This is a genomic window from Novosphingobium cyanobacteriorum, from assembly GCF_029436685.1.
In the GTDB taxonomy this organism is placed as follows: Bacteria; Pseudomonadota; Alphaproteobacteria; order Sphingomonadales; family Sphingomonadaceae; genus Novosphingobium; species Novosphingobium cyanobacteriorum.
The window spans coordinates 32,168-43,614 of the sequence record NZ_JAROCY010000018.1 but is presented as its reverse complement, the minus strand read 5'-3'; the positions used below and the strand labels follow the sequence as shown (position 1 = coordinate 43,614).

At 62.1% G+C, this 11,447-nt stretch carries 9 protein-coding genes; 3 read left to right on the top strand and 6 right to left on the bottom strand.

The genetic code is table 11. The features are described from left to right. Positions 1–184 precede the first annotated feature (184 nt). The 3 genes from POM99_RS17120 to POM99_RS17110 all read left to right on the top strand — a co-directional run bounded on the left by POM99_RS17120 (position 185) and on the right by POM99_RS17110 (position 2,503). Complete coding sequence (locus POM99_RS17120; protein ID WP_277279702.1) at positions 185–580, top strand: Zn-ribbon domain-containing OB-fold protein; 396 nt, start codon at positions 185–187, stop codon at positions 578–580. Next, positions 577–1,728, top strand: coding sequence for an acetyl-CoA acetyltransferase (locus POM99_RS17115; RefSeq protein WP_277279701.1), 1,152 nt, complete (start codon positions 577–579; stop codon positions 1,726–1,728). Before POM99_RS17120 ends, POM99_RS17115 begins: the two co-directional genes overlap by 4 nt. Before the next feature lie 94 nt (positions 1,729–1,822). Further along, complete coding sequence (locus POM99_RS17110; protein ID WP_277279700.1) at positions 1,823–2,503, top strand: FadR/GntR family transcriptional regulator; 681 nt, start codon at positions 1,823–1,825, stop codon at positions 2,501–2,503. 169 nt (positions 2,504–2,672) lie between these two features. Here POM99_RS17110 and POM99_RS17105 read toward each other — a convergent pair whose 3' ends face one another. The 6 genes from POM99_RS17105 to POM99_RS17080 all read right to left on the bottom strand — a co-directional run bounded on the left by POM99_RS17105 (position 2,673) and on the right by POM99_RS17080 (position 11,436). After that, positions 2,673–5,000, bottom strand: coding sequence for a TonB-dependent receptor (locus POM99_RS17105; RefSeq protein WP_277279699.1), 2,328 nt, complete (start codon positions 4,998–5,000; stop codon positions 2,673–2,675). 566 nt (positions 5,001–5,566) lie between these two features. Continuing rightward, positions 5,567–6,619, bottom strand: coding sequence for an NAD(P)-dependent alcohol dehydrogenase (locus tag POM99_RS17100; RefSeq protein WP_313792147.1), 1,053 nt, complete (start codon positions 6,617–6,619; stop codon positions 5,567–5,569). Positions 6,620–6,835: 216 nt separating this feature from the next. Continuing rightward, on the bottom strand, positions 6,836–8,257 hold the full coding sequence (locus POM99_RS17095; protein WP_277279697.1) for an MmgE/PrpD family protein: 1,422 nt from the start codon (positions 8,255–8,257) through the stop codon (positions 6,836–6,838). 11 nt (positions 8,258–8,268) lie between these two features. Continuing rightward, positions 8,269–9,693 (bottom strand): MmgE/PrpD family protein, encoded by a 1,425-nt coding sequence (locus POM99_RS17090; RefSeq protein ID WP_277279696.1) that lies wholly within the window; start codon positions 9,691–9,693, stop codon positions 8,269–8,271. A 69-nt stretch (positions 9,694–9,762) separates the two neighbouring features. Further along, positions 9,763–10,701 carry a LysR substrate-binding domain-containing protein gene (locus POM99_RS17085; RefSeq protein ID WP_277279695.1) on the bottom strand — a complete coding sequence of 313 codons (939 nt, stop codon included), beginning with the start codon at positions 10,699–10,701 and terminating at the stop codon, positions 9,763–9,765. A 135-nt stretch (positions 10,702–10,836) separates the two neighbouring features. Beyond that, positions 10,837–11,436: a TetR/AcrR family transcriptional regulator gene (locus tag POM99_RS17080; protein WP_277279694.1), complete on the bottom strand. Its 600-nt coding sequence runs from the start codon at positions 11,434–11,436 to the stop codon at positions 10,837–10,839. Positions 11,437–11,447 lie beyond the last annotated feature (11 nt).

The window sequence follows — 11,447 nt, the reverse complement described above, 5'->3', positions numbered from 1 at the left end:
TGTAGGAAAGTTTCCCCGGGGAAACTTTCCTACAAACTTCGTGATCTCCCCTCGTGGGCGAGCCAACATATCGGCATATCGATCATCGCTCGGTCAGGAAGCATCAGACCGTCTGCAACCTCGACAAGCGAACCTGGTAGAGACAAGGGTCATGGGTCGAAACAGGTGCGCAACAGGATTTCCGATGACCAACTCCTCCGCCCAGGTGAAACCGGACGAACAATTCACCGCCTTTCTGGCAGAAGGCCGCTTCATGATCCAACGGGGGGTGGACACCGGGACCCACGTGTTCTTCCCACGCGTTGTCGCGCCGTTGACCGGCGAGGAGCTTGAATGGGTGGAGGCGTCGGGTCTCGGAACTGTGCATTCGACCACCGTGGTGCGCAAGCGCCCGCCTGAACCCAGTTACAATGTTGCGCTGATCGACCTTGCCGAAGGACCGCGGATGATGAGCCGGGTAGAGGGAATCGATGCGACCGAAGTCCGCATCGGCATGGCCGTGCGCGCGCTCATCGTTGATGCAGAGGATGGCCCGCTGGTCGTCTTTGCCCCTGCCGACCAACCGGAGCAAGCCGCATGAACGTCGGCCTCTTCCCTCGCGGCACGACCGCCATAGTCGGCGTCAGCACCTTTGGCACCGGCCGGGCGCCGGGTTATGAAGCTCACGACCTTGCCGCCATTGCTGCCCGCAACGCGCTGCGCGAAGCAGGGCTGACCTTTGCCGACGTAGATGGACTGTTCTATACCAACAGCAGCGATACCTTTGGCGGCGGCACCAGCTTTGCCCAGTACCTCGGCATCCAGCCCAAGGTGATCGACAACAGCCGCCCCGGTGGCAACGTCTTCGAAACCTGGCTCGAGCGGGCGGCCTGGCTGCTCGATGCCGGACTGATCAATTGCGCGCTGATCGCGTTCGGCTCCAATCAGGCATCGGCTTCAGGCAAATTGGCCCGCACCTCTCAGCCATGGCCCTACGAGGCGCGGTACAATCCCGTCTTGCCAGTCAGTTCCTATGCCATGGCCGCAGCGCGGCACATGCATGAATTTGGCACGACCAAAAACCAGTTGGGCGAAGTGGCCGTGGCCGCCCGCCAATGGGCGATGCTCAATCCCGAAGCGTTCAAGCGCGATCCGATGACACTGGACGATTACCGCGCCTCGCGGCTGGTTTCAGATCCGCTTTCAGTCCTTGATTGCTGCCTTGTCACTGATGGTGGTGCAGCGATCGTGATGACCCGGGCGGACAGGGCTGCGGACCTGAAGGGCACGCCGGTCAAGGTTCTGGGCGCCGCCAGCAGCACCACACATCACAATATCTCCAGCATGCCCGACCTTACTCGAACCGCTCTGGCCGAATGCGCTCCACGCGCCTATGCTGCGGCCGGTCTGGGGCCAAACGATATAGACGTGGTTCAGCTCTACGACGCATTCACGATCAACACGATCCTGTTCCTTGAAGACCTCGGATTCTGCCCAAAAGGTGAAGGCGGACCGTTCGTGGAAGGGGGCGCAATTGCGCCGGGTGGCAGGTTGCCGGTCAATACCAATGGCGGTGGCTTGTCATGCACCCACCCCGGGATGTACGGACTTTTCACCATCATCGAGGCTGTGCGCCAGTTGCGCGGCGAATGTGGTGAACGCCAGATCGCGGGCGCTCGGACTGCTATTGCGCAGGGCAATGGCGGCGTCTTGTCCGCCCAAGCTCTGGCGATCTTGGCCACGGACTGAAAGGCGGCTACTGGGAGAAATGGCAATTCCGTCCGTATCGCCGGGACTTCAACCCGATTTCCGTCCCGTTCGATCGGTCCGGACATTCGAAGGCGTGGTCGAACGGATCCGCGCTATGATCGTCGAAGGGCATCTAAAGCCCGGTGACAAGCTTCCGCCCGAACGTGATCTAAGCGTGCGGCTTGGAGTCGGGCGCAATGCCGTCCGGGAAGGGCTGCGGGCTCTGGAGCAGGCCGGAATCGTCGATCTGCGGCCGGGCAAGACCGGCGGGGCCTTCGTCACATCCGGCCGCCCCAATGTAATCAGCGAAAACATGCGAGACCTGCTCTCGCTGGGAAACATCTCGTTTGACGACCTGTGGGAAACTCGCCTGCTGCTGGCCGACGTGGTGATCCGGCTTGTCGTTGAGAATATGACGGACGAGGACCTCGCCGCGCTGGAAGCCAATGTGGCGCGCGCAAGGTTGCACTATGAATCGGGGAGGCTGCGGGAGAAATCGCGTTGCAACATCGAGTTTCACGATGTTCTCGCAGCTGCCACACACAATCCATTGCTGGGCGTGTTCATGACCAGCATTGCCGATCTGGTGCGCCATTTCACTGAGCAGCTCGGCTCTGATCCGGGGCAGGAGACCCTGCGATCACGAGAACGCCTGCTTGTAGCGTTGAGGGCACGCAATGGAGATGCTGCCATCGCCGAAATGCGCCGCGACCTCATCCGGGTGCACGAATTTTACAAGAATCTTGCCCGCTCTAGTAGCGTGCCGCCAAGCTGATAATTCTCGGCCAGATTGCGCAGCGCCTATCGCACCAGCCTCGTTCAAGTTGGGTGAGCAATAACGCATTTCTCGGAACAAAAACGTCCCCTGACCAAGGCCAGAGGACGCTTCAAAGGCTTTCCATGTTTAACGGGTGGCGGCTTGGCTTGCCGCCGCCCCATCAAGATCAATAGGTGACGCGCAGTTCCACGCCGAACATGCGGGGTGGGGTGACGAACGCGGCAAAGCCCGCGCCCGATGCCGCCCCATCGAACCCATAGATGTAGTTCGTGTCATCGAGCAGGTTCTTACCCCAGACCGAAAGCTCAGCAGCGACACCGCCCATCTTGACGTTCTGCAGCGAGATGCGCCCGTTCATCATGTTCGTTTTGGCTTCAGGTCGCTTATAGGTCGGCCCGAGTGAAGCGACCAACAAGCCGCCAGGTGTTGCCATAAAGCTCGATGCGAACGAGTAATCGACATGGAGCGCAAGGTTCCCGATCCCAAAATCAGGTGTCTTGTAATCGGCTGCGACGTTGCCCTGTATTTCTGGTGACTGCACCTGATAGAAGCGTGTCAGTGGCGCTCCAGCTGCAATCGGGTTTGGAATTTCGAAGTACTTCGGTGCATCCATGTAGGCCAGTGACCCACTGAAGTTCAGGCCTTCGGCGGCACGGATGGTGGTTTCAAGTTCGATGCCCTTGATGGTATAGGCGAACGGCAGGTTCACCGTGTTGGTGAGAGAAGGATTGGTGGTCGGTGCTTCCTGAACAGTCTGCTGCGCGTTCTTCAGGCGGTTGCTGAATGCCGCGAGATTAAGCGTGACGCGGTTGTCTGCGAAGCGGGTCTTCAGTCCCAGTTCCCAGCTCTCCACCTCCTCCGCACCATACCCGAGGAAGTTCGACGAACGAACGTTGGCACCGCCTGCGCGGTATGCCGTTGCATAACGAACATAGGCGTTCACAGCCGGGCTGAAGTTGTACTTGACAGTGATCGCCGGATCCCACCGCTTGGCGGTGAACAGCGCCTGCGGCGGAAGTACGCCCGATGGCGTGGCTTCGGTATATGGCGGGAGAAGGCGAGGTGCGATGAAGGTGCGATTTGCCACCTTCTTGTCATCCGAGTAACGGATCCCCGCAGTCAGCTCCAGCTTGTCGTCAAGTAGGCGATAAGTGCCCTGCGCGTAGATGCCGTAGGAGTCGGAAGTGGCTTCCTGGATCGACTTCGCAGTAAGGCAACGCTCAAGCCCGACACAACCTGCCAAGGTAGCAGGGGCGATGCCGAGCGCACCGGCCGCAAGGCCTGCACCGGTGATGTAGCTGCGGCGGGCATCCGTGACATCTTCATGGAAATAGGTGCCGCCAACCGTCAGGTCAAAGTGCTCCCACGAGCCAATGGCCTGGATTTCCTGATACACCTGCCACTGATCCACGTCCTCGCGGGCGTTGGAATTGAGGATGCCCTTGGACGAACCACCAGCAACCAGCGCATGTCCAAGCGTGCTCGATCCGTGGCGACTGGCCTCGCGGTAAGAGCTGATCGATTTGAGTGTGATCTCGTCGCTCGCCTGGAACTGCGCGGTCAAGGCATGACCATTAGCCTTGGTCTTGAACGCTTCGTTAAAAAGCGGGCCGACCGTCTCGCGCGGATAGTAGAGGCCGGATGGCATGGGCGAGAACGGCGTGCGACCAACGATGTCTACCGGGAGCCATGACATGTAAGGCTGCGAGTCTGTCGTATCCGAATTGTCATAGGTATAGTTCAGACGGATACGGTCAGTCGGATTCCACTCTGCCGCTATCCGGAAGCCGTAAGAGTCCAGCAATCCATAATCGGTCTGGTTGCTATAGACGCCCTTGGGCACGTTCCTGGTAAAGCCATCATGCTGATTGTGCGTGAAGGCCACCTGCAGCTTGATGTTGGCGAACTCCGGGAGATCGAGCCGCACCTTCTGGTGGTTTAGATTGAAGCTGCCAAACTCGACGCTCGCCTGAGCATGCAGTTCCCCTGACGGGCGGCGGGAAACGAACTGGATCGCCCCACCTTCCGCATTGCGACCAAAGAGCTGGCCCTGAGGACCGCGCAGAAATTCCACGCGCTCCGGATCTATCAGCTCAAGCCCCAACCCCTGCGCGCGACCCAATGGAACGCCGTCAATGTAAAGCGGCACGACGAGTTCCTGGGTGCCCTGTGTCGGATCGGAAATACCGATGCCGCGTGCGGAAATGGCAAGAATGGATGGCGTTCCGGCGAACGAGGCGATCTGCATGCCCGGAACCGCGCCGTTGGCAAGATCGCCGAGGCCGTTCACGCCCTTGGCGGTCAGCGCTTCGGCCGAAACAGCCGAAACAGCAAGCGGAGTGGCCTGCAGGGTAGTTTCGCGACGGGTGGCGGTAACAATGATTTCAGCAGCATTGGGCTCATCTTGCGCAGCACTTTGCGCCCAAGCGGTGGAAGCATCGGTATAGTTCAATACGCAGCAAGTAGCCGCGCCGACAAGAAGCCGGTACTTCATGGTATTCCCTCCCAATTCCCTTCGTGCGCGCTGACCATGCCATTTGGACACGCTCTTGAACCGCGCCAAGGATAGCTGAGGGTAACGAAACTGGAGGCCTCACCACAAGGTTGCTGCAAATGCCGCCATAAATACGATATCGCCAACCTTGGCGACAAAAGCTCTTGACAGTTGAGAAACACTTCTTAGCAAATGTGCTAAATCAAATATTTTCTTTTAAAAGCATGTTGTTGCATGGGCCGTCCAGTCAAGGATAGCCCCCTCGACATGCTGTTTGGTTTCATGAGAATGTGAGGAAAATCCCAACTCACAAGCAGAGATCATAGAAATCAGGCTACTGCGACAGAAGGCTTTCCCCGTCGGATTCAAATCTGAATCAAGCCAGATCTCTCATGACCAGCCTTGAGTCCCAGGGACTTGTCGAATGCAGAATAGAATCGCAACGCTACGGCCGTCTGAAACGGGTCGCTGGGCGCGACTCTTGGTTGATAGGTGCCTCCTGCCCAACATTGCCTCCAGCTGGGTACTCATCGCTGCTCGAAGGGAGCCCCAGCAGGAGGCAGGCCTCACCTTTCTTGGAGAGTGTTCATGTCAATCACAAAACGGTACTTCACGTCGGATCGCTCCATCCGCTCAAACGCCTCATTGATTGATTGCATGCTGATCGTCTCGCAATCCGGCAGCACACCCTTTTCCGCGCAGAAGTCGAGCATCTCCTGCGTTTCGGCGATGCCGCCGATGATCGATCCGGCCAGTGTCTTGCGGCCCATCAGCAGCGACCCGGTGTGGAAGGACGGCAACATGTCGATCGCGCCCAGCACGACGGTCGCGCCATCGAGCGCAGTGATGCCGAGATAGGGTGCAACATCATGGCCGACCGGGATGGTGTCGAGCACGAGGTCGAAGCGATTGCGCGCTGCGGCCATCGCCGCCGCATCGGTTGACAGCAGTACGTCGTGCGCGCCGAGTGCCCGCGCGTCATCAGCCTTCGATGCCGATGTGGTGACGACGGTCACGTCGGCTCCCAGCGCGACGGCCAGCTTCACCGCCATGTGGCCCAGCCCGCCCAACCCGGCCACGGCCACGCGCTTTCCGGGCCCCGCGTTCCAGTGGCGCAGTGGCGACCACGTGGTGATCCCGGCGCAGAGCAGCGGCGCAGCGCGTTCCATGTCCAGCCCGTCGGGAACGGTCAGCACGAACTCCTCGCGCGTGACGATGTGATCGGAATAGCCACCATAGGTGAGGTCGCCGGTAACGCGGTCCTTGCCGTTGTAGGTCGCGGTGGCATATTGTTCACAGAACTGCTCCAGCCCGTGCTGGCAGGGCGAGCAGACGCGGCAACTGTCGACCAGACAGCCGATCGCAACCTTCGATCCGGGTGCAACTTTCGTCACCTCCGGCCCGACGGCGATCACCTCGCCGACGATCTCGTGGCCGGGAACGCAGGGGTAGGCGGTGTTGTGCCAATCGTTGCGGGACTGGTGCAGATCGGAATGGCAGACCCCGCAGTATTCGATCCGCACGGCCACGTCATTGCCCCGCAGCTCCCGCCGCTCGAAGTTGAAGGGCGCCAAGGGAGCGCCGGCCTCGTAGGCAGCATAACCAATAGCCTGGGTCATCATTCTCTCCTGTTGCCGTGTGCCGGGTGTGTGGTGCAGCCACTGCTTCCCCGAGTTATAATCTTGCCCGGATTACAATCGCCCTGCCTCGCAACAACAAGGGTCATATGGGCGACTTTCGCGGCCATCTGTGACAGACGCAAAGCATCACATCTGCGCACGGAAAAGGGCGGCGGCGCATCAGCGTCACCGCCCCTGTCATTCTGGAACAGGCATTCAGCCGCCTACGAACGGTGCCAGCAACCAGTCCACATCGGCCTCGCGTTCGAGCTGCATGACCCGGTCGCAATAGGTGGCAATATCTGTTGCACTCATCCGGTGGCCGACCAGCCGGGCGAACTTTTCGCGCACGCCCTGCTCGCCCAGCGGATTGTCCGGAGCGCCGCGCGGCGCCTTGCCTTCCACCGTCACCACCGCGCCATCGGCTTCCTCAACCTCGATCCGGCATTCGGCATAGTGGACGAACGAGGGCTCCAGCACGAGCGAGATGCGGCACATCAGGTCTGCCACGGCGGGCGTGAAGAAATCGTCGAAGCGGTTGCTGTGCTCGGGCAGGATCACGTCGATCCCGGTGCCGGCAAGGGCCGCGCAATAGTTGATGTGGAACCGCGCATTGTTGGGACTGGTCGGCGGCGCGGTCTTGACCACGGCGGGCATGATATAGGCCGGCACGGCGATGCGGATCGCCCGGGCGGCGGCAAGCCGTTCCGGCCCCATCTCGCGGAAAAGGCGGCCCATCAGGTCGATCGCCATGTGGGTATAGCCGCAGGACGCATGCAACTTGCGGCGCGGCTCGTCGAGGTGGAAGCCTTCAGGGTTGACCAGCGCCCAGCGCTTGTACCCGCGCCCGATCGTCGCATAGAGCCCGATGTCGCTTTCCATCAGGGTGCGAGGGCCCGTCATCCCGCCCATGGCATAGCGGGCCGAGGTCACGCCGACGCTGGCGGGCATCGATCCGTGCAGCATCGGCTTGACCGTGCCGCCATCGCCAAAGGTCAGTTCCGCCGGACCCCATGTGGCCAGGGCCATGCCGATGCCCATGGCATTGCGCACCTCTGCCTCGCCCGCGCCGGAGATGATCGCCGCTGCCGCTGCCGAGCCCATCGCATTGGGGATCGCGGGCGGCGTGATCGCCATCTCGGTATAGGGCTTCATGTGTTCGTAATAGGCGAAGTGGATGCGGGTGGTGGACTCGATCCCGGCGATGCAGGCCTTGAGCAGGGTCTTGCCGTCGGGCCTCTCCTCGTCGGCCACGGCCAGGGCGGCAGCGACGGTGGCGATGCTGGCATGGCCGCCGATCAGGTCATTGAGTTCGAACAGATCGCCGAGGTAGCCGTTCACGCGCGCCGCGCCTTCCGGGCTCATTGTCTCGGTCTGGCCGACGACCCGCGCCGCGCCGCCCGGATCGCCCGCCATTTCGGCGGCGAACAGGCGCAGGCCATCAGCCTCGGTCGCGCCCGAAACCATGCAACCGATCGTGTCGAGCAAGCACAGCTTGGTCTGCCATGAAACGCGCTCGGGCACGGCATCGGGCCCGACATGGGCAGCAAATGCGGCGATGTGATCGATCAGGGTCGGCTCGCCTGCGGGGAGCGTGGCGGGTGCGACGGGGCGGGTCAGTTCTGCCGGAGCGGTCATGCTGGCTTCCTTCACAGGGCGGCCGCCCGTTCGAACGGGCGATAGAGGGCGTCACAGTCAGGCAGGCTCTCAATATCGGCGATCATCGCGATATAGGCGTCCGCTTCGGCAGTGGAGAGCAATCCGGCGACATTGGCCCGGAACTTGGCTTCGACCATTTCCGCAGTCATCGGATTGGCGGGCGCGCCGCGCGGCGGCTTTCCCTCGCGGTGGATGGTCTCGCCAGCGGCAGTGACCACGTCGACCGCGCATTGTTCGTAGTGGGTAAAGCGTTCGTCCACGACGATGCGGATCTTGCCGAGCATGGCCTGCATGTCGGCGCGGGCCAGCCACTGCGCCACGTCGCGGCCGTGCTCGGGCTTCACCCCATCCTCGCCCAGCGCGCCAAGGGCTGCGGCGAAGGGCAGGTGGAAGCGGGCTTCGGTGGGCGTGGCAGGCGGCTGGGTCTTGGCCACGGCGCGGTGCGTGTAGAACGGGACGTGGATCACGATCTCGCGCGCATCGGCCAGCACCTTTCCGCCCAGTTCGCGGTACAGGGCGACCAGGGCATCGGCCCCGGCATGAGTGTAGCCGCAGGCCGCGTGATACTTGCGGCGGGGATTGGCGAGGTGCCAGACGCCGGGGTTGCTGACCGCCTCGGCCTCGTAATGGGTGGCGAGGGTGGCGAACAGACCCATCGGCGCCTCCAGCACGGCGACCGGACCGGTCATCCCGCCAGCGGCATAGCGCGCAGCCAGCACAGCGATCCCGGCAGGCCATGCCCCGTGCAGCAGCGGCTTGACCGAAGCGCCATCGTCATAGACCGCGCCGACCGGGCACCAGCCTGCAAGGCCACCGCCGATCGCCATGGCTTCCAGCGTGGCGGCATGGTCCAGCCCCATCAGCATGGCGCAGCCCGCTGCCGAACCGATCGTGTTGATGATCCCGGGAGGGGCGATGCCCACGTCCATGTAGGACTTCTTCCAGGCGTAATAGGCCACATAGAGCCGGGTGACGATCTCGGTCCCGGCGATATAGGCGCGCAGCAGGTCCGCACCGGTCGATCCACACTGGTCGGCCACGGCCATGGCCGCCGGGAGGGTGGCAATGCTGGCGTGGCTGCCGACCAGGTCGTTGTGCTCGCTTACATCACCGCAATAGGAATTGATCCGCGCCGCCACTTCGACCGGGAAACGCTCCTCGTGGCCGATCACCCGCGCGCGCGGCCCGCGCTGGGCCCGCCGTTCCATGGCGATCAGGCTGCGCGAATCCTGCTCCCTCACCCCGGCAGCGATGCAGCCCAGCGTGTCGAGGATATTGAGGCGGGATTGCCGCAGCACCTCGGCAGGCAGGGTGGCCAGATCCAGCCCATGGGCGAAGTCGGCCAGCGGCAGCATGAGCGTGGGTGCGCGCGTGGTGCGGCCCGTGGTGGACGTCGCCTCGGCGATGGCGGACATCGGCGTCTCCTCAGTTTTTTGCGTGTCTTTTCCCGCTGGATATGAGGCCGCTTAAGACTCAGCCAATATTTATCGAGCGGGCTGTGATATGTGGGAAGTATCAATGGCCGACGTCATCCCGCCCCGCCACAAGGCCGGGTCCTGCACCATGGCCAGCAAGGCGCTCAACACCGGCGGACGCACATCGCGGTGCCAGGCAAGCGAAACCTCGATTTGCGGAATGTCGTCAAGAATGCGCAGGTACACCACGTCGCTGACGCGGATATGGCTCACCGTGGCAGGGGCGATGGAAACCCCCAGGCCCGCGCCGACCAGGCTGATGATGCTGTGGATCTCGGCAATCTCGCGCGTGATATTGGGCACGATGCCAAAGCGGTCAAAAGTGCCCAGCACATGCTGGCGAAAGCTGGACTGGAGGCCGATCCCGGACAGAAGAAAGGGATATGGCGCCAGATCGGCGACGTGGATCGCCCCGCGTGAAGCCAGTTCGTGCCCGGCCGGTACGACTGCAACGATCCCTTCGCGAAACAGCAGCCGGGTCTCGATCCGCGCATCGTGGATGGGCGAGCGCAGGATGCCGACGTCGATCGTGCCGCTGGCCAGGGCGTCCAGTTGCTGCTGCACGGTCATCTCGGAAAGCTCGACCGAGATATCGGGATGCTGCACGGCAAAGGCGCGCAGCATCTGCGGAACCACGGCATAGATCGCGGAGTACACCGCACCCAGCCGCAGGGTGCCGCGTTGTCCGGTCCCGATCTCGCGCGCCAGGGCAACGCCGCGTTCGAGCACGCCCAGCACGCGCCGCGCCTCGATCAGGAACGCCTCGCCCGCCTCGGTCAGCTCGACCCGGCGCCGGGTGCGCAGGAACAGGGTGACCCCGATCTCCTCCTCAAGCTGGCGGATCTGCGTGCTGAGCGGGGGCTGCGCGACATTGAGCCGTGCCGCCGCCCGGCTGAAGTGCAGTTCCTCGGCCACGGCAATGAAGTAGCGCAGGTGTCGCAGTTCCATGGAGCGCCAGTAATTCCTGTGTAAAGGGGGTCACCATGATCCCCGCCCCGCCCGCTGACAAGGCATTGGGGGGCGGACCTCAAATTCGGGAGGATCACTGGCAAGTTGCACCGCCAGTGCCCAGTAGCACTGCTGCTACGCATCGTTCATCGAACAGGCCGTCTCGAACGACGCCAGATAGGCCGTCAGAACATCTGGAATGCGCTTGATGATCACGTCGGGCGCCAGTTGCCGGTGGTTTGCGACATATCTCAGCGTGCCGGTCGATACTGACACCAGCGTCTGCGCTACGTCTTCGCTGTTCTCACTGCTCATGCGATGCCGCAGCACTTTTGCGACGATCGTGCTGAAATGAGGGAAGCTCAGGTCGCGCGTGTCGGAATGAATGAAAACGGCATCAGGGTTCTGTGCGAGATATCCGAGCACGCGGCCAAACAGGCTGTCGATGATCTCTTCGGCCGACATGGACCGCCAGGGTTCTGGCGAATCCAGGGAATATGTCGGCATAAGCTTCACCAGTTCGGTCATGTGCCGCTCGAACAGCGCGTCCATCAGCTCGGCGCGATTGCTAAAGAAGTGATACATCGACCCGGTCGAGGCCCCGGCGCTCATCGCGACCGCCTGCATAGAAACGCCTTTTTCGCCTAGTTCTATAAGGATACGTGCCGCGGCATCGAGAATTTCGTTGCGCCGTTCGCGCCCACGATCCTGCTTTGGCAATTTCGCGTCACGCATCGATATCACAC

What these genes read in the sequence shown, in the direction of transcription:
- POM99_RS17095 (WP_277279697.1), bottom strand. Translation starts at nt 8,257, where the DNA reads ATGACCGCTCCGGCAGAACTGACCCGCCCCGTCGCACCCGCCACGCTC.
- POM99_RS17085 (WP_277279695.1), bottom strand. Translation starts at nt 10,701, where the DNA reads ATGGAACTGCGACACCTGCGCTACTTCATTGCCGTGGCCGAGGAACTG.
- POM99_RS17080 (WP_277279694.1), bottom strand. Translation starts at nt 11,436, where the DNA reads ATGCGTGACGCGAAATTGCCAAAGCAGGATCGTGGGCGCGAACGGCGC.
- POM99_RS17120 (WP_277279702.1), top strand. Translation starts at nt 185, where the DNA reads ATGACCAACTCCTCCGCCCAGGTGAAACCGGACGAACAATTCACCGCC.
- POM99_RS17105 (WP_277279699.1), bottom strand. Translation starts at nt 5,000, where the DNA reads ATGAAGTACCGGCTTCTTGTCGGCGCGGCTACTTGCTGCGTATTGAAC.
- POM99_RS17090 (WP_277279696.1), bottom strand. Translation starts at nt 9,693, where the DNA reads ATGTCCGCCATCGCCGAGGCGACGTCCACCACGGGCCGCACCACGCGC.
- POM99_RS17100 (WP_313792147.1), bottom strand. Translation starts at nt 6,619, where the DNA reads ATGACCCAGGCTATTGGTTATGCTGCCTACGAGGCCGGCGCTCCCTTG.
- POM99_RS17115 (WP_277279701.1), top strand. Translation starts at nt 577, where the DNA reads ATGAACGTCGGCCTCTTCCCTCGCGGCACGACCGCCATAGTCGGCGTC.